This is a genomic window from Streptomyces sp. A0592 (genome assembly GCF_004795115.1).
GTDB lineage: Bacteria > Actinomycetota > Actinomycetes > Streptomycetales > Streptomycetaceae > Streptomyces > Streptomyces erythrochromogenes.
In genome coordinates this window covers 31,560-53,173 of sequence record NZ_SSBM01000039.1, presented here as the reverse complement: position 1 = coordinate 53,173, position 21,614 = coordinate 31,560, and the positions used below count along the sequence as shown (strand labels likewise).

The 21,614-nt window shown below is 71.6% G+C and carries 20 protein-coding genes and 4 tRNA genes; 15 read left to right on the top strand and 9 right to left on the bottom strand.

From position 1 onward, the window contains the following. From E6U81_RS33610 to E6U81_RS33595, 4 genes are all read left to right on the top strand, one after another. Positions 1 to 1,141, top strand: a 1,141-nt coding sequence (locus E6U81_RS33610; RefSeq protein ID WP_240804166.1) for an AIR synthase related protein, incomplete at its 5' end; no start/stop codon positions are given. A 197-nt stretch (positions 1,142 to 1,338) separates the two neighbouring features. Then, on the top strand, positions 1,339 to 2,541 hold the full coding sequence (locus tag E6U81_RS33605; RefSeq protein ID WP_168714805.1) for a hypothetical protein: 1,203 nt from the start codon (positions 1,339 to 1,341) through the stop codon (positions 2,539 to 2,541). 9 nt (positions 2,542 to 2,550) lie between these two features. Next, entirely contained in the window at positions 2,551 to 3,342 is a 792-nt protein-coding gene (locus E6U81_RS33600; protein WP_136233787.1) for a maleylpyruvate isomerase family mycothiol-dependent enzyme, read from the top strand. Positions 3,343 to 3,395: 53 nt separating this feature from the next. After that, on the top strand, positions 3,396 to 4,205 hold the full coding sequence (locus E6U81_RS33595; protein WP_136233786.1) for an META domain-containing protein: 810 nt from the start codon (positions 3,396 to 3,398) through the stop codon (positions 4,203 to 4,205). Positions 4,206 to 4,262: 57 nt separating this feature from the next. Here the strand turns inward: E6U81_RS33595 and E6U81_RS33590 are convergent, their stop codons facing one another. Continuing rightward, positions 4,263 to 5,687, bottom strand: coding sequence for a sulfatase-like hydrolase/transferase (locus E6U81_RS33590; RefSeq protein WP_136233785.1), 1,425 nt, complete (start codon positions 5,685 to 5,687; stop codon positions 4,263 to 4,265). A gap of 116 nt (positions 5,688 to 5,803) precedes the next feature. After that, positions 5,804 to 5,899: a putative leader peptide gene (locus tag E6U81_RS42015; RefSeq protein ID WP_328739691.1), complete on the bottom strand. Its 96-nt coding sequence runs from the start codon at positions 5,897 to 5,899 to the stop codon at positions 5,804 to 5,806. 148 nt (positions 5,900 to 6,047) lie between these two features. On the opposite strand from E6U81_RS42015, the gene purF reads away from it, so the two are divergent. Together purF and purM are read left to right on the top strand one after the other, a co-directional pair. Further along, positions 6,048 to 7,565, top strand: coding sequence for an amidophosphoribosyltransferase (gene purF / locus E6U81_RS33585; protein ID WP_136233784.1), 1,518 nt, complete (start codon positions 6,048 to 6,050; stop codon positions 7,563 to 7,565). Positions 7,566 to 7,658: 93 nt separating this feature from the next. Continuing rightward, entirely contained in the window at positions 7,659 to 8,729 is a 1,071-nt protein-coding gene (gene purM, locus E6U81_RS33580; protein ID WP_031156365.1) for a phosphoribosylformylglycinamidine cyclo-ligase, read from the top strand. Between the two features lie 80 nt (positions 8,730 to 8,809). Here purM and E6U81_RS33575 read toward each other — a convergent pair whose 3' ends face one another. Continuing rightward, a complete protein-coding gene (locus E6U81_RS33575; RefSeq protein WP_030390150.1) occupies positions 8,810 to 9,073 on the bottom strand; it encodes a DUF3073 domain-containing protein in 264 nt (87 codons plus the stop codon). Between the two features lie 280 nt (positions 9,074 to 9,353). Continuing rightward, complete coding sequence (locus E6U81_RS33570) at positions 9,354 to 10,472, bottom strand: amino acid dehydrogenase (protein WP_030664648.1); 1,119 nt, start codon at positions 10,470 to 10,472, stop codon at positions 9,354 to 9,356. Positions 10,473 to 10,663: 191 nt separating this feature from the next. On the opposite strand from E6U81_RS33570, the gene E6U81_RS33565 reads away from it, so the two are divergent. Beyond that, entirely contained in the window at positions 10,664 to 11,518 is an 855-nt protein-coding gene (locus tag E6U81_RS33565) for a hypothetical protein (RefSeq protein ID WP_240804165.1), read from the top strand. A 568-nt stretch (positions 11,519 to 12,086) separates the two neighbouring features. Beyond that, entirely contained in the window at positions 12,087 to 12,293 is a 207-nt protein-coding gene (gene bldC, locus E6U81_RS33560) for a developmental transcriptional regulator BldC (protein WP_003949541.1), read from the top strand. A 664-nt stretch (positions 12,294 to 12,957) separates the two neighbouring features. Here the strand turns inward: bldC and E6U81_RS33555 are convergent. Both E6U81_RS33555 and hrpA read right to left on the bottom strand, forming a co-directional pair. Further along, a tRNA-Asp gene (locus E6U81_RS33555) sits at positions 12,958 to 13,031 on the bottom strand. 69 nt (positions 13,032 to 13,100) lie between these two features. Further along, on the bottom strand, positions 13,101 to 17,024 hold the full coding sequence (gene hrpA, locus E6U81_RS33550) for an ATP-dependent RNA helicase HrpA (protein WP_136233783.1): 3,924 nt from the start codon (positions 17,022 to 17,024) through the stop codon (positions 13,101 to 13,103). A gap of 111 nt (positions 17,025 to 17,135) precedes the next feature. Here hrpA and E6U81_RS41820 point away from each other — a divergent pair, with 111 nt between their 5' ends. Genes E6U81_RS41820 through E6U81_RS33535 form a run of 3 tightly spaced genes read left to right on the top strand, consistent with a single transcriptional unit; the run spans position 17,136 to position 19,169 of the window. Continuing rightward, positions 17,136 to 17,540 (top strand): hypothetical protein, encoded by a 405-nt coding sequence (locus tag E6U81_RS41820; RefSeq protein WP_136233782.1) that lies wholly within the window; start codon positions 17,136 to 17,138, stop codon positions 17,538 to 17,540. A gap of 52 nt (positions 17,541 to 17,592) precedes the next feature. Next, positions 17,593 to 18,336 (top strand): thioredoxin domain-containing protein, encoded by a 744-nt coding sequence (locus E6U81_RS33540; RefSeq protein ID WP_136233781.1) that lies wholly within the window; start codon positions 17,593 to 17,595, stop codon positions 18,334 to 18,336. Further along, a complete protein-coding gene (locus tag E6U81_RS33535) occupies positions 18,333 to 19,169 on the top strand; it encodes a cytochrome c biogenesis CcdA family protein (RefSeq protein WP_136233780.1) in 837 nt (278 codons plus the stop codon). The genes E6U81_RS33540 and E6U81_RS33535 overlap by 4 nt, the downstream gene beginning before the upstream one ends. A 38-nt stretch (positions 19,170 to 19,207) precedes the next feature. Here the strand turns inward: E6U81_RS33535 and E6U81_RS33530 are convergent. The 3 genes from E6U81_RS33530 to E6U81_RS33520 form a co-directional block, all read right to left on the bottom strand. Continuing rightward, positions 19,208 to 19,284: transfer RNA gene (locus E6U81_RS33530), tRNA-Phe, on the bottom strand. Positions 19,285 to 19,306: 22 nt separating this feature from the next. Then, positions 19,307 to 19,380 (bottom strand) — tRNA-Asp (locus tag E6U81_RS33525). A 39-nt stretch (positions 19,381 to 19,419) separates the two neighbouring features. Continuing rightward, positions 19,420 to 19,492: transfer RNA gene (locus tag E6U81_RS33520), tRNA-Glu, on the bottom strand. Between the two features lie 104 nt (positions 19,493 to 19,596). Here E6U81_RS33520 and E6U81_RS33515 point away from each other — a divergent pair. The 4 genes from E6U81_RS33515 (at position 19,597) to E6U81_RS33500 (ending at position 21,444) form a co-directional block, all read left to right on the top strand. Then, positions 19,597 to 19,947: a metallopeptidase family protein gene (locus E6U81_RS33515; protein WP_030012899.1), complete on the top strand. Its 351-nt coding sequence runs from the start codon at positions 19,597 to 19,599 to the stop codon at positions 19,945 to 19,947. Continuing rightward, entirely contained in the window at positions 19,944 to 20,447 is a 504-nt protein-coding gene (locus E6U81_RS33510) for a CrcB family protein (RefSeq protein WP_136233779.1), read from the top strand. The genes E6U81_RS33515 and E6U81_RS33510 overlap by 4 nt, the downstream gene beginning before the upstream one ends. After that, complete coding sequence (locus E6U81_RS33505; RefSeq protein ID WP_136233778.1) at positions 20,444 to 20,818, top strand: CrcB family protein; 375 nt, start codon at positions 20,444 to 20,446, stop codon at positions 20,816 to 20,818. Before E6U81_RS33510 ends, E6U81_RS33505 begins: the two co-directional genes overlap by 4 nt. 86 nt (positions 20,819 to 20,904) lie before the next feature. Beyond that, a complete protein-coding gene (locus E6U81_RS33500) occupies positions 20,905 to 21,444 on the top strand; it encodes a hypothetical protein (protein ID WP_136233777.1) in 540 nt (179 codons plus the stop codon). The last annotated feature ends 170 nt before the right edge of the window (positions 21,445 to 21,614 follow it).

Sequence of the window (21,614 nt, the reverse complement as noted above, 5' to 3'; positions counted from 1 at the left end):
GATCGTGGACGTGCCCCCGGGCACCGTCGCCCACGAGGGCCCGGTCTACAACCGCCCCTACGCCCGCCCCGACTGGCAGGACGCCCTCCAGGCCGACGACGCCGGCAAGCTGCCCCGACCGCAGACCTCCGAGGAGCTGCGCGCGCAGGTCCTGGCCCTGGTCTCCTCCCCGAACCAGGCCTCGAAGTCCTGGGTCACCGACCAGTACGACCGCTTCGTGCAGGGCAACACCGTGCTGTCGCAGCCCGAGGACGCGGGCATGGTCCGCATCGACGAGGAGTCCAACCTCGGCGTGGCCATGGCCACCGACGGCAACGGCCGCTACGCCAAGCTCGACCCGTACACGGGCGCGCAGCTGGCCCTGGCCGAGTCGTACCGCAACGTCGCCGCGACCGGCGCCAAGCCCCTGGCGATCTCCGACTGCCTGAACTTCGGCTCACCCGAGGACCCGGGCGTCATGTGGCAGTTCGCCGAGGCCACCCGCGGTCTCGCGGACGGCTGCCTGGAGCTGGGCACCCCGGTGACCGGCGGCAACGTCTCGCTCTACAACCAGACCGGCGACGTCGCGATCCACCCGACCCCGGTCGTGGCCGTGCTCGGCGTGATCGACGACGTCAACCGCCGTACGCCGATGGCGTTCGCGGAGGCCGGCCAGCTGCTCTACCTGCTCGGCGACACCGCCGCCGAGTTCGGCGGCTCGGCCTGGTCCCAGGTCGTCCACGACCACCTCGGCGGCCTGCCGCCCAAGGTGGACCTGGGCCGCGAGAAGCTGCTCGCCGAGATCCTGATCTCCGCCTCGCGCGACGGCATGATCGACGCCGCGCACGACCTGTCCGACGGCGGTGTCATCCAGGCGCTGACCGAGTCCTGCCTCAAGGGCGGCAACGGCGCACGCGTCGTGGTCCCCGAGGACCTGGACGCCTTCACGTTCCTCTTCTCCGAGTCCGCGGGCCGCGCCATCGTGGCCGTCCCGCGCAGCGAGGAGCTCCGCTTCACCGACATGTGCGGTGCGCGCGGCCTGCCGGTCGCCCGCATCGGCGTGGTGGACGGCGACGAGATCGAGATCCAGGGCGAGTTCAGCCTGCCCCTGGCCGAGCTCCGCGAGGCCCACGAGGCGACGATCCCGGCCCTGCTGGCCTGATCCCGCCGCTTTCGTACGAGCCCCCGGCCGGTGACCCCACCGGCCGGGGGCTCGGCCGTTCCGGGCCGCCGCCCCTGTTGGTACGGTCGGCGCCGGAATCGCAGGTGCAAGAGTGGGGGCCGGGGATGTTCGAACCGCTGGGGCCGTCCAGGGGCGGGCCGTTGCCCGATCGGGGCCGATGGCGCAATGCGGTCAATTTGCTGCTGTGCACGGCCGGTGCCGGCGGCGTGGTGCTCGGTGGCTGGGCGCTGCACGACACGTACACGACGCACCGGAATGCCGAGGCCTCCCGCGCGCTGATCACCCGGGCATGCGCCGGGCTGGTGGACCCCGACGCGGTCATGCGCCTGGACGGCGGCACCCACCGGGTGGTGCTCGGCGGCGACGAGCCCCGCACCGTCGGCTTCGAGGGGATCCCGGACGGCTGCGTGCTGAGCCGCGTGGAGGAACGCCACGGCCGGGAGGTGCAGATCCGCCAGTTCACCCTCGACATCAAAGGGCTGCCCCAGGAGCGCGCCCTGCACACCGTCGAGGACTTCCCGGACGAGCCCTTCACCACCCTGGCCCTCGGCTCGCAGGGCGACATGACCGCCCGGACCAGGCTTCCGGACCGGATGCCGCTCGGCGACGGCCGGCTCGGCGACTACGGCCCCGACGACGTCACCGTCGTGGCCCGCTGCGAGCAGCCGGCCGAGGCCGGCACCACGACCCTGATCGTGACCGCCACCTCCCCCGACACCCGCGACGAGGCCGGCGACCGCCCGGTCCTGGCGCGCCTCGCCCGCCGGGCCGCCGTCGGCGCCGCCGCGGAGTACGGCTGCCGGGCGCAGCTGCCCGAACTCCCGGACCGGCTGCCGGAGCCCGTCGTCGACCTCGGCCCGGCAGCGGGTGACCGGTCCGACAGCTGCGGCTGGTACGCCGCCCACCTGCGGACGGCGGACGGCGGGTCGCTGCCCGACCGGGCGGCCGGAGTGCCCCTCGGCGGAGCCGCCCGCGAGGAGGGCTGCCTGCTCGCCGTGGGGCCCGCGGCGACCCGGCGCATCCATCCGACACTGGGCAAGGAGCAGCGTGCCCACTTGGACCTGGACTCCGTCCTGCGGATCTCGTCCTGGTGGGTCCGGACCAGGTCGTACTTCGGCGACGACGCGGCCGCGTTCGCGGTCGAGGCCCCCGGCAAGCGGATCCCCGACCCCGTGGCCCCCGGCACCGCGGGCCGCCTCGGCGACGTGCTCCACGGCTCCGCGACCTGCCAGGGCCGGCCGGCCACCCTGACGATGACCGTCCCGTACCGCTACCGGTCCGTCCTCGGCGCGCGCCTCGACGAGCTGTTCAGGGCGTACGCCACCGACGCGGCCGCGCGGCGCGGGTGTACCGGCCTGGTCCTCCCACCGCCCGAGTAGGGTCGGGGCATGCCGCCCGCCAGGAAGAAGCCGCGCGCCTACGACCCCGTGAAGATCCGTGCGGCCGTGACCGCGCAGTTCGGCCATGTCGCCCGAGCCGTGGGGGAGTTGGAGCCCGAGCAGCTGCAGCGCTCCAGCGGGCTCGGGGACTGGACCGTCGCCGACCTCGCCGCGCACATCGCGTGGATCGCGGACTCGCTGGCCGCCGGCCTCGCGCGGCCGCCCGCCGCCGTCCCCGAGCTGACCGCGACCGAATGGCCCTTCGCCACCGCGTCCCTCGCCGGGAAGATCTCCGAGGCGGCCCGGGAGACCCTCACCGGCGCCCCCCTGCCCGAGCTGTACGAGCGGGCGGCCGGCGCCATGGCCGAGGGGCTCGCGGCGAACCCCGGCGGGCGCGTGCTCCAGCTGTGGATCGGCGACATGACCCTGGCAGACTTCCTGGTCACCCGGACCGTGGAGCTGGTGGTCCACACCGACGACCTGAACCGGGCCGCCGGCCTGGACATCCCGATCGAGCGGCAGGCGCTGGCCGCCTGCACGCGGCTGCTCGCGGACTCCCTCGCCCTGAAGGCGCCGGGAGGTTCGGTCGAGGTACGGATCCCGCCCTTCGCGGTGGTCCAGTGCATCGAGGGCCCGCGGCACACCCGGGGCACCCCGCCGAACGTGGTGGAGACCGACCCTCTGACCTGGATCCGGCTCGCGACCGGCCGTACGGCATGGGCCGAGGCGGTCGACGCGGCCCACGTGCGGGCCGGCGGTGAACGGGCCGACCTGTCGGCGCTGCTCCCGCTGATGAGCTGAGCGGGGGCGCGGCCGTCGTGGAACCGACCGGGGACCGCCTTCGTCCCAGGGGCATGCGTACCCTCCGGCACGTCCACATCCCCGCGGGGCTGGCCCTCGTCCTCGCGCTCGCCGCGGCCGGCTGCGGCCGCGCCGAGGACCAGGGCGCGGGCGCGGTGCTCCCCGATCCCGTGGGCCGCTGGGCCGTCGAGTCCCTGACCACGGACGGCCGCACCCTGCACGCCCCCGAGGCGGCCCGGCTCGACTTCGGCGAGAACCAGGTCAAGGGCAACTACGGCTGCAACGGCTTCACGGCGACCGCCTCCTTCGCGGGCACCTCCGCGGTGACGGTGACTCCCGGCGCCTCCACCACCATGGCCTGCGCCGACATGGAGTTCGAGACGGCCTTCGCCAAGCTGTTCACCGGGCGCCTGACCATCGACCGGGGGCCCGACCGGCTCACCCTGAAGACCGCCGACGGGAGCACCATCGCCATGACCTCGGCGCCCGCGACCCCCGACGCACCGCTCACCGCGGTCGAATGGACGGTCCAGTCCCTGATCAGCGGCACGTCGGTGTCCTCGCTGCCCGCCGGGGCCTCCGGCGCGGCGCGGTTCACCATCGCCGCCGACCTGTCCGTGAGCGGGACCCTCGGCTGCAACCGGTTCAGCGCCCAGGTCACCCGCGAGGGCGACCGGCTCACCTTCGGGCCGCTCACCACCACCCGGATGGCGTGCGACGGCCCGGCGGGCGAGGTCGAGGCGAAGCTGACCGAGCTGTTCGCGAGCGGCCCCCTCGTCTCCCGGATCGAGGGCCGCCGGCTGACCCTCACCGCCACGGACGGCAAGGGCCTGATCGCCGAGGCGCCGTCCGACGTCGAATAGCGCAGTCCGGTAGGTCGGGGCGGGCGGCCGACGGCCCTCCGCCCCGACCCGCCCGGCTCACGCCGGATAGGGCAGCAGGCCCGCGTCCACGGCCTCCCAGGCCGTGCGCAGCTCCGCCAGCCGGGCGGGCTCGACGGTCGCCCTGTCGGCCTGTTCGCGGACGTCCCCGGCCAGGTTGAACAGCTGGTCGCGGCCGGTCCTGCCGCGGTAGTACTTCCAGTCCCCGCGGCGCAGGGCCCGCTCCCCGCGGACCCGCCAGAACAGGTCCCGCTCGGCGACCTTCTCGCCGCGCAGCAGGTACCCGGCCAGGCTCACGCCGTCCAGCGGGTAGGCCGGGTGCGGGCGCGCACCGGCCACCTCCAGCAGGGTCGCGGTCCAGTCCGGGCTGAACACCGGCACGCGGCTGACCTGGCCGCCGTCCAGCCTCGCGGGCCAGCGCAGGATGTTCGGCACCCGGATGCCGCCCTCCTGGAGGGAGGCCTTGTTGCCCGACAGCGGCCAGTTGTAGGAGAACCGCTCGCCGCCGTTGTCGCTGGAGAACACCACGAGGGTGTGCTCCTCCTGGCCGGAGCGCCGCAGGGCCTTCAGGACCTCGCCGACCGACCGGTCGAGGTCCTCGACCATCTCCTTGTACTTCTCGACCGAGCCGCCGTCCTGGTGCCACAGGGCGCGCCCGTCGCCGGCCCTGATGCGCCGGACGATCTCGGCGCTCTGAGCGGCGTCCCCGTCGGCGATCCACGGCCAGTGCGGGGTGGTGAAGTTCAGGTTCAGCAGCCAGGGCCTGCCGTGGTGGTCGCGGGAGACGTACTCGCTCGCCCGCTCGGTGATGATCCGCGTGTAGTAGCGCAGGTCCTCGTACTCGGCATCGCCCTCGTAGAGGTCGTACTCGCCGCCCGGGCCCAGCTTGGAGTAGTACTCCAGGGCCCCGCCGAAGTTGCCGAAGAACTCCTCCCAGCCGGACTTCGTCGGGCTGTAGTCGGGCAGGTGGCCGGCGTGCCACTTGCCGATGAGCGCGGTCGCGTATCCGGACGCCTTCAGCAGCGAGGCCAGCGTGGGGTGGGTGGGCTCCAGGCCGACCGACTTGTCGGCGATCGGCTCGGCCAGCCCGCCCCTGGTCCGGGCCGGGTAGCGGCCGGTGTACAGGCTGAACCGGGTCGGCGAGCAGGTCGCGGAGCCCGAGTAGGCGTCGGTGAACCGGACGCCCTGGCGGGCGAGCCGGTCCAGGTTCGGGGTCTTGATGTGCGGGGATCCGTACGCCGAGAGGTCGGCCCAGCCCAGGTCGTCGCCGAGGATGAACAGGATGTTCGGGCGGCGCGACGGGCGGCCCCGGGCGGCCCGGAAATCGCGCTCGGCGGGACCCGCCTGCGGGCCCTCGGCGGCCCGGGCGGGGGCGGCTCCCAGCCCCGTGGCGGCGGCGGCCGCGGTGGCTCCGACGGCGCCTGTGAAGGCACGTCGGGACAGCTTGTTCTCGTACGAAGACACAGGTACTCCAAGGCACGGTCCGCCGGCCGGCTCCGGGCGGGGCGCGGGACGGCGCGCGGCACGGCGGAGCAGGGCGGGGCGGAGCGGAAAAGGGGAAGGCGCAGGAAGAGTTGTGGCTACGCGGAGCAGCGACAGATGGCGCTCGCGACACGGACCAGGTCCACGTGCCGGCGCTCGAAGAGGGTGACGGTGCGGTCACCGAGAGGCTGCATGGACCGAGAGCCTGTACGAATGCCTTCGTAGATGTCAACAAGGTGATCCGAATACCGAGACGGGGCCGTGCGGTCACCCTCTGTGCTGTGACATTTCCCGGCCGTCCCCAATTCGGACCAGTGGTCGATCTCGCCTACACTCGGGAACGTGCCTCGTGGTGATGGACGACTCAACCACGACCTGCTCCCCGGCGAAAAGGGCCCCCAGGACGCTTGCGGCGTCTTCGGTGTCTGGGCTCCGGGTGAAGAGGTCGCCAAGCTCACCTACTTCGGACTGTATGCGCTGCAGCACCGTGGACAAGAGTCCGCGGGAATCGCTGTGAGCAACGGTTCCCAGATCCTCGTCTTCAAGGACATGGGCCTCGTTTCCCAGGTCTTCGACGAAACCTCCCTCGGCTCGCTCCAAGGTCATATCGCGGTCGGTCACGCCCGCTATTCGACCACCGGCGCGTCCGTGTGGGAGAACGCGCAGCCCACTTTCCGCGCGACCGCCCACGGCTCCCTGGCCCTGGGACACAACGGCAACCTGGTGAACACCGCCGAGCTCGCCGAGATGGTCGCCGACCTCCCCCGTCAGGACGGCCGTGCCACCCAGGTGGCCGCCACCAACGACACCGACCTGGTCACGGCCCTGCTGGCCGGCCAGGTGGACGCGGACGGCAAGCCGCTGACCATCGAGGAGTCCGCCCGCGTGGTGCTCCCGAAGGTCAAGGGCGCCTTCTCGCTGGTGTTCATGGACGAGGGGACCCTCTACACCGCCCGTGACCCGCAGGGCATCCGCCCGCTGGTCCTCGGCCGCCTGGAGCGCGGCTGGGTGGTCGCGAGCGAGACCGCCGCCCTCGACATCTGCGGCGCCAGCTTCGTCCGCGAGGTCGAACCGGGTGAACTCGTCGCCATCGACGAGAACGGTCTGCGCACGTCCCGATTCGCGGAAGCGAAGCCCAAGGGCTGTGTCTTCGAGTACGTCTACCTGGCGCGCCCGGACACCGACATCGCCGGCCGCAACGTCTACCTCTCGCGTGTCGAGATGGGCCGGCGCCTGGCGAAGGAAGCCCCGGTCGATGCCGACCTGGTGATAGCGACGCCGGAGTCCGGCACGCCCGCCGCGGTCGGATACGCCGAGGCCAGCGGGATTCCGTACGGCTCGGGCCTGGTCAAGAACGCCTACGTCGGCCGGACCTTCATCCAGCCCTCGCAGACGATCCGCCAGCTCGGCATCCGCCTGAAGCTCAACCCCCTCAAGGAAGTCATCCGGGGCAAGCGCCTGGTGGTCGTGGACGACTCGATCGTCCGCGGCAACACCCAGCGCGCCCTGGTCAAGATGCTCCGCGAGGCCGGCGCGGCCGAGGTCCACATCCGGATCTCCTCGCCGCCGGTGAAGTGGCCGTGCTTCTTCGGCATCGACTTCGCCACCCGGGCCGAGCTGATCGCCAACGGGATGACGGTCGACGAGATCGCCACCTCCATGGGCGCGGACTCCCTCTCGTACATCTCGCTCGACGCGATGATCGAGGCGACGACGATCCAGAAGCCGAACCTCTGCCGTGCCTGCTTCGACGGCGAGTACCCGATGGAGCTCCCTGACCCGCAGCTCCTCGGCAAGCAGCTCCTGGAGACCGAGCTGGCCGGCGGCACGGACGCCGCCGACGCGCTCCGCCGCCCGTAAGTCCCCGGCTCGACCTGCGCGGGGCCCTGTCTTTCAGGCTTTTCCCAGGGCCCCGCACCAACCGCAGTAACGACACGAAAGCTCTCTCCTGTCATGACAGAGAAGACCACCGGTGCCAGCTACGCAGCCGCGGGCGTCGACATCGAAGCGGGAGACCGCGCCGTCGAGCTGATGAAGGAGTGGGTGAAGAAGACGCAGCGCCCCGAGGTCCTCGGCGGCCTCGGCGGTTTCGCCGGCCTCTTCGACGCCTCCGCCCTCAAGCGGTACGAGCGCCCGCTGCTCGCCTCGGCCACCGACGGGGTCGGCACCAAGGTGGACATCGCCCGCCAGATGGGCGTGTACGACACCATCGGCCACGACCTGGTCGCGATGGTCATGGACGACATCGTCGTCTGCGGCGCCGAGCCGCTCTTCATGACCGACTACATCTGCGTCGGCAAGGTGCACCCCGAGCGTGTCGCCGCCATCGTCAAGGGCATCGCCGAGGGCTGTGTCCTCGCCGGCTGCGCCCTGGTGGGCGGCGAGACCGCCGAACACCCCGGCCTGCTGGGTCCGGACGACTTCGACGTGGCGGGCGCCGGAACGGGCGTCGTCGAGTACGACCGCCTGCTCGGCGCGGATCGTATCCGTACGGGGGACGCCGTCATCGCGATGGCTTCGTCCGGCCTTCACTCGAACGGGTACTCGCTGGTCCGCCACGTCCTCTTCGACCGCGCCGGGATGTCCCTCGACAGCCACGTGGAGGAGCTCGGCCGGACGCTCGGCGAGGAGCTCCTGGAGCCCACCAAGATCTACTCGCTGGACTGCATGGCCCTCACCCGGACGGCCGAGGTGCACGCCTACTCGCACATCACCGGCGGCGGTCTCGCGGCCAACCTGGCCCGGGTGATCCCGGACCACCTGCACGCCGCGGTCGACCGTTCGACCTGGACCCCCGGCGCGGTCTTCGACCTGGTCGGCAAGGCCGGGCAGGTGGAGCAGCTGGAGCTGGAGAAGACCCTCAACATGGGCGTCGGCATGATGGCCGTCGTGCCCGCCGAGTCCGTGGACGTGGCGCTGACCGCGCTGGCCGACCGGGGTGTCGACGCTTGGGTCGCGGGCGAGATCCTGGACCGCGGCGACCGCACCGAGGGCGCGACCCTCACCGGTTCCTACGCGAGCTGAGCAGCACTGAAACCCGGCCCGGGGCCTATGCCCTGGACCGGGTTTCAGTCTTTGATGTGCCGTGCAGACGCCTCAGGGCGTCAAGCGCCGCGACGCTGTGCCGACGGACCGGACTCTTCGTCCTCGTCGTCGTCATCGCTGTTGTAGAGGTCCGCGTACCGAGCGTACGGGTCGTCCTCGTCCAGCTCGTCGTCGTCTACCTCGACCGGCTCGCTGACAGGCAGCGGTTCCGCGGTCGATGCGCCCAGCTCGTTGGCCAGACGCGACAAGTCAGTCCCGCCGCTGCTGTACTTCAGCTGGCGGGCGACCTTCGTCTGCTTGGCCTTTGCCCGGCCGCGCCCCATGGCTCGACCCCCTCGGTGACGGGGCTCGACGGCCCCAGAGTCTGACACGCGTTCATGGTTCGGAGCGGGCTCTCCGTGGAGAGACCGTCCGTAGGGGTTTAACGGTACCTGCTTCCGCGGCCATACGGTACGCCGCCCGCATGACGCGCCCCGGTGCAGAACCAACAAGGCGCCCCGTCCTCGCTGGTCAGCTGCGATTTTAACCCTTTCCTGGCGGGCGACCCGCCGAAGTGCAGTGAGTTCCGTCTCGCCGCACCCCGGCGGGCCCCGCGACGGGCCCCTAGGAGGCCGTGACCGGGAGGGTCCGGCGCCCGTCCGCCATGCGCTGCTCGGCGATCCGGTCGGCCGCGGCGGCCGGCGGGATGCCGTCCGCCTTCGCACGAGCGAAGATCTCCAGCGTGGTGTCGAAGATCTTCGTGGCCTGCACCTTGCAGCGGTCGAAGTCGAAGCCGTGCAGCTCGTCGGCGACCTGGATGACCCCGCCCGCGTTGACCACGTAGTCCGGGGCGTAGAGGATGCCGCGGTCCGCGAGGTCCTTCTCGATGCCCGGGTGGGCGAGCTGGTTGTTGGCCGCGCCGCACACGATCGTGGCGGTGAGGGCCGGGACCGTCTCGTCGTTCAGGGCGCCGCCGAGCGCGCACGGGGCGTAGATGTCGAGACCCTCGACACGGATCAGGGCGTCCGTGTCGGCGACCGCGGTGACCTTGCCCGGGTGCTTGTCGAGGATGCGCTGCACCGACTCCTGGCGGACGTCGGTGATGACGACCTCGGCGCCGTCCTCGAGCAGGTGCTCCACCAGGTAGTGGCCGACCTTGCCGACACCCGCGACGCCGACCTTGCGGCCGCGCAGGGTCGGGTCGCCCCACAGGTGCTGCGCGCTGGCGCGCATGCCCTGGAAGACGCCGTAGGCGGTGAGCACCGAGGAGTCGCCGGCGCCGCCGTTCTCGGGGGAGCGGCCGGTGGCCCAGCGGGTCTCACGGGCGACGACGTCCATGTCGGCGACGAAGGTGCCGACGTCGCAGGCGGTCACGTAGCGGCCGCCGAGGGACTCCACGAAACGGCCGTAGGCCTCCAGGAGTTCCTCGGTCTTGATGACGTCGGGGTCACCGATGATCACGGCCTTGCCGCCGCCGAGGCCGAGACCGGCCATGGCGTTCTTGTAGGACATGCCGCGCGAGAGGTTGAGCGCGTCGCGCACGGCCTCCTCGTCGGAGGCGTAGGCGTGGAAACGCGTACCACCGAGGGCGGGGCCCAGGGCGGTGGAGTGGATCGCGATGACGGCTTTCAGGCCGGTGGCTCGGTCCTGGCACAGCACGACTTGCTCGTGGCCGCCCTGTTCCGTGCGGAACAGGGTGTGCAGGACGCCGTCGGTCATTTCGGTCACGGTGGTGACTCCCATGGAAGAGATGCGGCGGGAAGACGCCCTCCTGCGGGTGGGGGAGGACGTGCTGGGAGCAGAGTAAGACCTGTGGGCCGGATGGGGGTGTCCTGTCCGGGGATCGAAACACTCCCGGAGTACGGGAGGCGGTCCGGGCCCGGCGACGGGCCGCCCGAGGTGAAGCGGGCCCCGGAAGAGGGGAGTACGAGAGGGTGACCGAATCCCCCGATCCCCTGCTGCCCTCCGCCCGCTCGGCGCCGGCCGTCCCGTACGCCTCCTACCTGCGCGTCTACGAACCCCTGGCCGCCTATCCGGAGCCGGAGCGCACGCACTGGGCGGAGTACGCCCGGCGCGGGACGGCCCCGACCGCCCAGGACGAACTGCGCCGGTCGCTGGCGGACTTGGTGCGGGTCCCCCTGGTGGGGGTGCCGGCGCACGAGAGCGCCGACGCCTTCACCGCGGAGGTCGACGGGGTGCTGCTGGTCTGCCCGTGGCGCACCCGGCTGCGCGGCTGGATGGCGCTGGCGGAGCTGGTCGAGCAGTTCCCGCTCCCGGTGCTGGACGCCGCGCTCCCGCCGTCGGCGCGCCGGCGGGCGGCCGAGGAGTACGAGCGCTGGCGCGAGCGGAACCCGGACGCGCGCCCGTGGATCCGTACGGGGGTGTGGCAGATCCCGCTGCGCTGGTTCGTGCTGGTCGCGGACGAGGAGCGGGAGTACGTGCCGGGGGAGCGGCTGCGCTACCGGACGCCGATGGTGCAGGCGCGCCGGCGCCTCGCCCGGGCCCTGCGGACGCTGCGCGCCGCGGAGGGGTACGGGATGCTCGCCGAGGGACTGGTCGAGGTGGGGAGCTGGCTGGAGGAGTTCCATCCGCGCTCGATGGTCGAGCTGGACTACGGCGGGCTGGTGCACGCCCTGCCCGCGGACCGGCTCGCGGCCGACCGCTCGGCCGGGGACCTCGCGGCGGGCATCGCGGCCCTGCGGGCGGGGGACGCCGAGGGTGCGGAGGAGGTCTACAGGGGGCTCGCGGAGCGGTGGCGGGCGGTCCGGGAGCGACTTTTCGCGAATTAGGCCGGAAACCGCCGGTGTGGCTGGTTTCACCTTTCGGAGGTCCGTACGTACCGCCGCGTATCGGTCGTTCGGTCAAAAGTGGCTGATCAGAGCCCTGATCGTGGCATTTGGGACGTAGTGCCAGGACCTACGTCCCGATACGGGCCATTGGCCCAAGCGTGACGGACCGCACTAACCACACCCTTGCGCCCTTCCCCTACCCTCGTGCCAAAATAGGACAAGGAGTCCGGGGAGGGTTCCTTCCGCCCAACTAAGGGCGGAATGCTCGGCATTGCACTCTACGGGGGGTCTGACGACTCCTGATCGCTCTGTGACTGATCGTCACAGTGGGGTGACTGTCCGTTATGGGACGGTCCATCGGGCTTCCGCCGCTGATGAACACCTCGGAGGGCAATTCCGTCGGTTTGGCCGTCGAGGCTGGACGGATGGTGTAGTTGTAGTGCCGAGGACAAGCCGTTCGTCCTATAACCGACTCGGCCCGCGTATGTCCATTTCGGGCAACGCGGGCCAAGGTGCAGAATTTAGAGGAAAGAACCGAGATGGTTCGGTTCTCCCGAGGAGGCCGCTCATGACCGCTCGCACCCCTGATGCCGAGCCGCTGCTGACCCCGGCTGAGGTTGCCACGATGTTCCGCGTGGACCCTAAGACGGTCACCCGCTGGGCCAAGGCTGGCAAGCTCACGTCCATCCGCACCCTGGGTGGACACCGCCGGTACCGCGAGGCCGAGGTCCGCGCACTGCTGGCGGGAATTCCGCAGCAGCGCAGCGAGGCCTGAGGTCGCGTAAACACCCCGCTTTAAACGGGTCTCTATCGGGTCCCCCAATCCGATGAAAACCCACATTGCTTGATACGGCCCGACCTGCCCCAACAGGTTCTCCGGTCGTTCGATCGCGCTGGACTCCGCCGGGTCCAGCGCGATCTTTTTTATGCCCAGGTCAGGGGGGTGCCGGAAGCCCGCCGGGACGCCTGGCAGGGTAGGTGCCATTGCACATATTAAATCGAGCCGGCGTATGGATGCGATAAAAGTGTGAGTCCGAAAAACTCATGCGGTGACACCCGTCACAGATGATCACTCTTGTATATCCGGCAATGCACCCCGTAATGGGGAAGTGCGTCGCGGTGACCATCATGCGAACGGGGGATTCTCCGCCGAAGGGGCGATGTGCGGGCCCGGTCGGGCCGGGCGGTCGGCCGGCAGGAGTCGTCGCGGCCGTGGAGCGGCCCTCGTGGGAGCTGAGTGGGGCTGAGGGGAGCTGAGGGGCGCCGTGGGAGGCAGTGCGGAGCCGCGGGGGAGCCACGTGGGGAGTGCGCCGGGAGCGGCCGCGCGAGGTGCCGGCCGGCGGTCGGGGCGCCCCGCCCCCCAACCCGGCCCGGGCAGCCGTGTCCCCCAACGCGTCAGGGCCCGTATCCCCTGGGGGATACGGGCCCTGACGTTTCTGCGAACCTGACGGGACTTGAACCCGCGACCTCCACCTTGACAGGGTGGCGAGCTAACCAACTGCTCCACAGGTCCTTGATTTGCGGCCGCTCGGCGGCTGCGAATCAGACTGTACCGCAGCTCAGGGGGTGCAGTCGAACCGGATCATGGCGCTGCCGCGTCCACCGCCTTCACGATCCGCTTGTCGGAGATCGGGTACGCCGTGCCGAGCGCGTGCGCGAAGTAGCTGACGCGCAGCTCCTCGATCATCCAGCGGATGTCGGTGACGGTGGCCGGGACGGGCCGTCCCTTGGGCAACTGCTCCAGCAGCCAGGCGTACTCGTCCTGCATCTCGTGGACCTTCTCCATGCGCGTGGTGTCGCGCTGGACGCCCGTGGGCATCTGCTGGAGCCGCCGGTCCGCCGCCACCAGGTAGCGCATCAGGTCCGGCAGCCTGCGCAGCCCGGTGAGCGTCACGAAGCCGGCCGGCACCAGGGCCGCCAGCTGCGTCCTGACGTCCTGGATGTTCGCGACCAGCGCGAGGCTGGAGGTGGCCTTCAGCCGCCGCTCACAGGCCTGCCAGGCGGCCAGCACCTGCTGCACCTGGTTCACCGCCCGCACGGTCGTGTCCACCAGGTCCGCGCGGACGGCCTCGTAGAGCTTCCGGAAGCCCGCCTCGTCCCACGCCGGGCCGCCGTGGTCGGCGATGAGCCTGTCGGCCGCCGCGGTCGCGCAGTCGTCGAACAGCGCCTGGATGGAGCCGTGCGGGTTCCTGGACAGGGCCAGCTTCTGCTGGTTGGTGAGGTGGTCCGAGGCGAACTTCGCCGGGTTCACCGGGATGTTCAGCAGGATCAGCCGGCGGGTGCCCAGCCACATCGCCTGCTGCTGCTCCGCCTCGGTGTCGAAGAGCCGTACGGAGACGCTCGCGCCCTCGTCGACCAGCGCCGGGTACGCCTTCACCGGCTGGCCCGCACGCCGGGTCTCGAAGACCTTGGTCAGGGCTCCGATCGTCCAGTCGGTCAGCCCGGTGCGCTCCACCGACTCCCCGCCCGCCCGCTCGGCGGTGGCCGCGGCGGCCTTGGAGAGGGCCTGGCGGGCCTTCGGCTTCAGCCTGAGCCGCAGGGCCTCCAGGTCCTTGTCCTCGGCGATCTTGCGGCGCCGTTCGTCGACGATCCGGAAGGTGATCTTCAGGTGGTCGGGGATCCGGGTCAGGTCGAAGTCCTCGGCCGTGACCGGTACCCCGACCATCCGCTGGAGCTCGCGCGCCAGGGTGACCGGCAGCGGCTCCTGCAGCGGCACGGCCGTGTCCAGGAAGCGGCCCGCGTAGTTCGGCGCGGGTACGTAGTGCCGGCGGATCGGCTTGGGCAGCGAGCGGATCAGCTCGGTGACGACCTCCTCGCGCAGGCCCGGGATCTGCCAGTCGAAGCCCTCGTCGGTGACCTGGTTCAGCACCTGGAGCGGGATGTGGACGGTCACGCCGTCCGCGTCCGCGCCCGGCTCGAACTGGTAGGTCACCCGGAACTTCAGCTGCCCCTGCCGCCAGGAGTCCGGATAGTCGGCCTTGGTGACCCCGGCCGCCTTCTCCGTGAGCAGCATCTCCCGCTCGAAGTCGAGCAGTTCCGGCTCGTCGCGCTTCTTGTGCTTCCACCACGAGTCGAAGTGCGCCCCGGACACCACGTGCTCGGGGATCCTCTGGTCGTAGAAGTCGAAGAGGGTCTCGTCGTCCACCACGATGTCGCGGCGCCGGGCCCGGTTCTCCAGCTCCTCCACCTCGGTGAGGAGCTTGCGGTTGTCGGCGTAGAACTTGTGGTGGGTCCGCCAGTCGCCCTCGACCAGCGCGTTGCGGATGAACAGCTCGCGCGAGACCTCGGGGTCGATCCGGCCGTAGTTGATCTTCCGCTGGGCGACGATCGGCACGCCGTACAGCGTCACCTTCTCGTACGCCATCACGGCCGCCTGGTCCTTCTCCCAGTGCGGCTCGCTGTAGGTGCGCTTGACCAGGTGCTGCGCCAGCGGCTCCACCCACTCGGGCTCCACCTTGGCGTTCACCCGGGCCCACAGCCGCGAGGTCTCCACCAGCTCGGCCGACATCACGAACTTCGGCTGCTTCTTGAACAGCGACGAGCCCGGGAAGATCGCGAACTTGGCGCTGCGCGCGCCGAGGTACTCGTTCTTGTCGGTGTCCTTCAGCCCGATGTGCGACAGCAGTCCGGCCAGCAGCGAGACATGGACGACCTGCTCGGGGGCGTCGGCCTCGTTGACGTGGATGCCCATGCTCTTGGCGACCGTGCGCAGCTGCGAGTAGATGTCCTGCCACTCGCGGATCCGCAGGAAGTTCAGGTACTCCTGCTTGCACATCCGGCGGAAGGACGAGGAGCCGCGCTCCTTCTGCTGCTCCCGGACGTAGCGCCACATGTTCAGGTACGAGAGGAAGTCGCTGGTCTCGTCCTTGAACCGGGCGTGGTTCTGGTCGGCCTGGGTCTGCTTGTCCGAGGGCCGCTCGCGCGGGTCCTGGATGGACAGGGCCGCCGCGATGACCATGACCTCGCGGACGCAGTTGTTCTTGTCGGCCTCGATGACCATGCGGGCCAGCCGCGGGTCGACGGGCAGCTGGGACAGCTTGCGGCCCATCTGCGTCAGCCGGTTCTTCGGATCCTTCTCGGCCGGGTCCAGTGCCCCGAGCTCCTGCAGGAGCTGCACGCCGTCGCGGATGTTGCGGTGGTCCGGCGGGTCGATGAAGGGGAACTTCTCGATCTCGCCGAGGCCGGCGGCGGTCATCTGGAGGATGACGGAGGCCAGGTTCGTGCGCAGGATCTCGGCGTCGGTGAACTCGGGACGGGCGTTGAAGTCGTCCTCGGAGTACAGCCGGATGCAGATGCCGTCGCTGGTACGGCCGCAGCGGCCCTTGCGCTGGTTGGCGCTGGCCTGCGAGATCCGCTCGATCGGCAGGCGCTGCACCTTGGTGCGGTGGCTGTAGCGGGAGATCCGGGCCGTGCCCGGGTCGATCACGTACTTGATGCCGGGGACGGTCAGCGAGGTCTCGGCGACGTTCGTGGCCAGGACGATCCGGCGGCCCGTGTGCTGCTGGAAGACCCGGTGCTGCTCGGCGTGCGAGAGGCGGGCGTAGAGGGGGAGGACCTCGGTGAAGCGCAGCTTCTTCTTGATGAGCGCGTCCGCGGTGTCGCGGATCTCGCGCTCGCCGGACAGGAAGACCAGGATGTCGCCGGCGCCCTCCGCCTGGAGCTCGTCCACGGCGTCGCAGATCGCGGTGATCTGGTCGCGGTCGGAGTCCTCGGAGTCCTCTTCGAGGAGCGGCCGGTAGCGGACCTCCACCGGGTACGTGCGGCCGCTGACCTCGACGATCGGGGCGTCGCCGAAGTGGCGGGAGAAGCGCTCCGGGTCGATCGTCGCCGAGGTGATGACCACCTTGAGGTCGGGCCGCTTGGGCAGCAGCGTCGCCAGGTAGCCGAGCAGGAAGTCGATGTTCAGGGACCGCTCGTGGGCCTCGTCGATGATGATCGTGTCGTAGGCGCGCAGCTCGCGGTCCGTCTGGATCTCGGCGAGCAGGATGCCGTCCGTCATCAGCTTCACGAAGGTCGCGTCCTGGTCCACCTGGTCGGTGAACCGGACCTTCCAGCCGACGGTCTGCCCGATCTCGGACTTCAGCTCCTCGGCGATGCGCTCCGCGACCGTGCGGGCGGCGATCCGGCGGGGCTGGGTGTGCCCGATCATGCCGCGGACGCCACGGCCCAGCTCCATGCAGATCTTGGGGATCTGCGTGGTCTTGCCGGAGCCGGTCTCGCCCGCGACGATCACGACCTGGTGGTCGCGTATCGCCTCGGCGATCTCGTCCTTCTTCTGGCTGACGGGCAGGTTCTCGGGATACGTGACCTCCGGCATCCGCGAGGCACGGCCGGCCAGTCGCTCGGCGGCCTTCGCGGCCTCCGTGGCGATCTCGTCGAGCACGGCCTGCTTGGCCTCGGGCTTGCGGATGCGGCGGGCGCCTTCGAGGCGGCGGCCGAGGCGGTGCGCGTCACGGAGGGAGATCTCACCGAGAAGCGTCTGCAGGGCGGCGAAGGAAGTAGACATACCTGATCGAGGATCTCACCTGGGCCCTCCGGGTGGCGAACGCATTTGTCGGGTGGACCCGTACCATTTCGGGACGAGTCCCTCGGCCGTACGAATGAGAGGCAGCCCACCTTGTCCCGCCCCCGCCTCTTCGGCTGCGTTGTGCTCGCGGTCCTGGCGGTGCTGCTGGGCGGGACGGCCCCCGCCGCTGGCGGACCGTTCCTGCCGGATTCCGTGCCGGCCGGCCCGGCCGCGGCCCCGGCGGCGCCCGGCGCCTCCCGGGCGGCTCCGCTCCCCGACCGGCCGCGCGCCGACCCTGCCGTCCACGGCGGCGGCCCCGCCTGCGCCCCCGCTCCCCCCGACCGCGGGGGTACGCCCGCCGCCCCGGCCCGGGCCGGCGACCACGCGCAGGTCCCGCCGGGCCGCCCGGTTCCCGCGGCGGTCCGTCCGTACGCCGCCCCGCCCGTACGGGTCCTCGTACGGGGTCCCGACCGCCCGGCGCCCGGCCCGGTGGAGCTGTCCGTGATGCGGGTCTAGAAGTACCGGTTCCCCCCGGTCCACCTCACCACCGCATCGCTGGAGCACCCGTATGTCCTCGTCCAAGAACCGTCCCAAGCCCAAGACGTCCGCCGCGAAGCCCCTGCTGATCTCCGCCGGGGTCGCCCTCGCCGCCGTCACCCTCGGCCTCGTCTCCTGGCAGGCCACCGCCCCCGCCGGGAAGGACCCGGGCTCCGCCGGCTCCGCGCCCGCCGCCGCGCCCCGCAGCGACACCTCCGCCGCGCTGCAGGCCCTGGCCCGCCGGGAGGCCGGCGACAAGCTCGCCGTCGGCCGCGCGGACGCGCCCGTCGTGCTCATCGAGTACTCCGACTTCAAGTGCGGCTACTGCGGCAAGTTCGCCCGGGACACCGAACCCGAGCTGGTGAAGAAGTACGTCGAGGCCGGCACCCTGCGCATCGAGTGGCGCAACTTCCCGATCTTCGGCGCCGAATCGGAGGCCGCCGCCAAGGCCGCCTGGGCCGCCGGGCAGCAGGACCGGTTCGCCGCCTTCCACGCGGCCGCGTACGCCGACGGCTCCAAGGAGAAGGGCTTCGCCGAGCCGCGGCTCCTGGAGCTGGCCCGCGAGGCCGGGGTCCCCGACATCGAGCGCTTCAAGGCCGACATGGCCGGCGAGCAGGCCGCGGCGGCCCTGAAGAAGGACCAGGAGGAGGGCTACCGCATCGGCGTCACCTCCACCCCCTCCTTCCTGGTCAACGGCAAGCCGATCGCCGGGGCCCAGCCGATCGGCGCCTTCACCGCCGCCATCGCGCAGGCCGAGGCGGCGGCGAAGCAGTGACCGACATCGGATACCTGGCCGCCCTGCTGGGCGGCCTCCTCGCGCTGCTCAGCCCGTGCAGCGCGCTGCTCCTGCCGGCCTTCTTCGCGTACTCGATCGACTCCGCCTCCCGTCTGCTGGCCCGCACCGGCATCTTCTACGCGGGCCTCGCGAGCACCCTCGTACCGCTGGGGGCGGCCGGCTCGTACGCCGGGCGGTTCTTCCACAGCAACCGTGACCAGCTGGTCCTCGCCGGCGGCTGGCTGATCATCGTCCTCGGAGTGGCGCAGATCCTGGGCCTGGGCTTCGCCTCGAAGCGGATCTCGGAGCTGTCCGGGAGGATCCGGCCGACCACCGCCCTGTCCGTGTACGCGCTCGGCGCGGTGTACGGACTGGCCGGTTTCTGCGCCGGCCCGATCCTGGGCAGTGTCCTCACGGTCGCGGCGGTCAGCGGCAGTCCCGTCTACGGCGGCCTGCTGCTGGCCGTCTACGCGCTGGGGATGGCCGTGCCGCTCTTCGTGATGGCCCTGCTGTGGGAGCGGTTCGACCTGGGCCGGCGGCGCTGGCTGCGCGGCCGGGCCTTCCGCGTGGGCCGCCGGGAGCTGCACACGACCTCGCTGCTGTCCGGGCTGTTCTTCATCACCCTGGGCGTGCTGTTCCTCGTCTACGACGGGGCGAGCGCGCTGCCGGGGCTGCTGGACGTGGACGACTCGTTCGCGGTGGAGCAGCGGGTGCGGTCGCTGGCGGACGCGGTCCCGGACTGGGCGCTGCTCGGGCTGGCCGCCCTCGGGGCGGCGGTCTTCGGCCTGGTGCAGTGGCGCCGCCGGGCGCGGACGCAGGAGGCGCCGGAGTAACCACAGAAGGCCCCGTCCGATGGACGGGGCCTTCCTGGTGGTGGCTGGGGCCGGGGTCGAACCGGCGACCTATCGCTTTTCAGGCGATCGCTCGTACCAACTGAGCTACCCAGCCACGAGACCGTTTCCGGCCTCAGCGATCCTGACGGGACTTGAACCCGCGACCTCCACCTTGACAGGGTGGCGAGCTAACCAACTGCTCCACAGGACCTTGCAGTGTGCGAGACAAAGTCTTGCACACGGTAATGCGTACCCCCAACGGGATTCGAACCCGTGCTACCGCCTTGAAAGGGCGGCGTCCTGGGCCACTAGACGATGAGGGCTAAAGGCCCGCCTGGGCGCTTTCCAGCGCGTCGGGGACGTGAGAAGCATATGGGATCCGGGGAGCTATCGCCAAAACGGTTTCCCCCGGAGGGACAATGGCCCGGTGCTGGAGATGACGCGCGAGGAGTTCGAAGAGCTTGTCGCAGAGGCCCTGGACCGGATCCCGCCGGAGCTGACGCGGCTGATGGACAACGTGGCGGTGTTCGTCGAGGACGAACCGCCCGCCGACGATCCGGAGCTGCTGGGCCTCTACGAGGGGACCCCGCTGACGGACCGCGGCGAGTGGTACGCCGGGGTGCTGCCGGACCGGATCACCATCTACCGCAATCCCACGTTGCGGATGTGCGAGGACCGGGAGAGCGTGGTCGCGGAGACGGAGGTCACCGTGGTGCACGAGATCGCCCACCACTTCGGGATCGACGACGAGCGGCTGCACGCGCTGGGGTACGGGTGAGCCGTAGGGGCTCCCGGCCCGGCCCCGGTGCCGAGGCGATCGACCCGGACGTCGACCTGCACGTGCCCGCGCAGCGGGCCGAGCCGCAGGGCCGGGTGCTCGCGGCGGTGGCCGCCGGCGGTGCGGTCGGGGCCTCGGCCCGGTACGGGATCTCCCTGCTCTGGCCGGCCGCGCCCGGGGCGTTCCCGTGGGCGACCCTGTGGATCAACGTCTCCGGGTGCGCGCTGATCGGCGTACTCATGGTGCTGATCAGCGAGGGCGGCCGGGCGGCGCCGCATCCGCTGCTGCGGCCCTTCGCCGGGGTCGGCGTGCTCGGCGGCTTCACCACCTTCTCCACCTACGCGATGGACTTCTCGCGGCTCCTGGACGAGGGGGAGGCGCGGTCCGCGCTGGCGTACGCGGGGCTCACGGTGGTGGCCGCCCTGGGCGCGGTGTGGGCGGCGGCCTCGGTGACCCGGCTCGCCCTGCGGCGCCGGGGACCGGACCGGGCGCTCCGGTGAACTGGCTGTTCGTGGTGGCGGGCGCGGTCGTCGGAGCGCCGCTGCGCTATCTGACCGACCGTGCGGTGCAGCGGCGCCACGATTCCGTCTTCCCCTGGGGGACCTTCGTCGTCAATGCGGCCGCCTGCCTGGTGCTGGGGGCGCTGACGGGCGCCGCGACGGCCGGGGCCGCCTCCTCGTGGGTGGTGCTGCTGCTGGGGCCCGGGCTGTGCGGGGCGCTGAGCACGTACTCGACCTTCTCGTACGAGACGCTGCGGCTGGCCGAGCGCGGGTGGGGCTTCCTGGCGGCGGCGAACGTGGCGATGTCGGTGCTGGTCGGGCTGGGCGCGGTGCACCTCGGCTCGCAGGTGGCGCGACAACTGTTCGCCTGAGGGCGTGTCCCTTGCGGTGCAAAGGGAGTTGGGCACATCGACCCGCTCCTGCGGGCCTCTCGTCCCCAGGCTCCGGAGGTGCCCCCGTGCGCCAGTTGTCCGCTTCCCTCCGACTGGCCGTCACCGCTCTCGCGGTCGCGGCGACGGCCGGCTGCATGAGTGTCGGCGAGGACGCGGCGAAGCCAGGGCCCTCCGCCGCGGCCGACCGGCGCTCCGGCTCCGAGGCGGGTGCGGGTGCCGCCTCCGGGCGGGGCTCCGGGATCCGCGGCAACGGGCACGGCGCCAAGGACGCTGCGGAGGGCCAGGACGGCAAGCACAAGGAGGACGGCAAGGCCTCCGGCGCGACCGGGGCCTCGCCCAGCCCGGGTGCGCCGAGCGGGGCGCCGGGCGTGCCCGCGCCGTCGGCCGGACCGGGCGGCGGCGCCGGCGGGCAGGGCCCCCAGGAGCCGTCCACGGGCGGTTCCGGCGGTTCGGGTTCCGGTGGTCCCGGCGGGCCGGGGGGCGGCCAGCAGTCGGCGAGCCCGACGCCGGCGCCCCCGATTCCGACGCCCCCTGTGACGGAACCCACTCCGCTTCCGTCGAGCCCGCAGCCGGAGCCCACCACCCAGCCGGCACCCCAGGCGTAGGGGCGGCGGCGCCCGGCAGCGGCTCCAGGAGGGGCGGTCACGCCTTCCCGATGCGGGCATTTGTGCAGGTCAGCGGCGATTTTGCCGGAGCGACTTGCCAGACCCGGGGGAGGGTGCGTATGGTTATAGATCGTTTGATCCCATTGCCCGGCGCCGAATCCGAAGAGCGC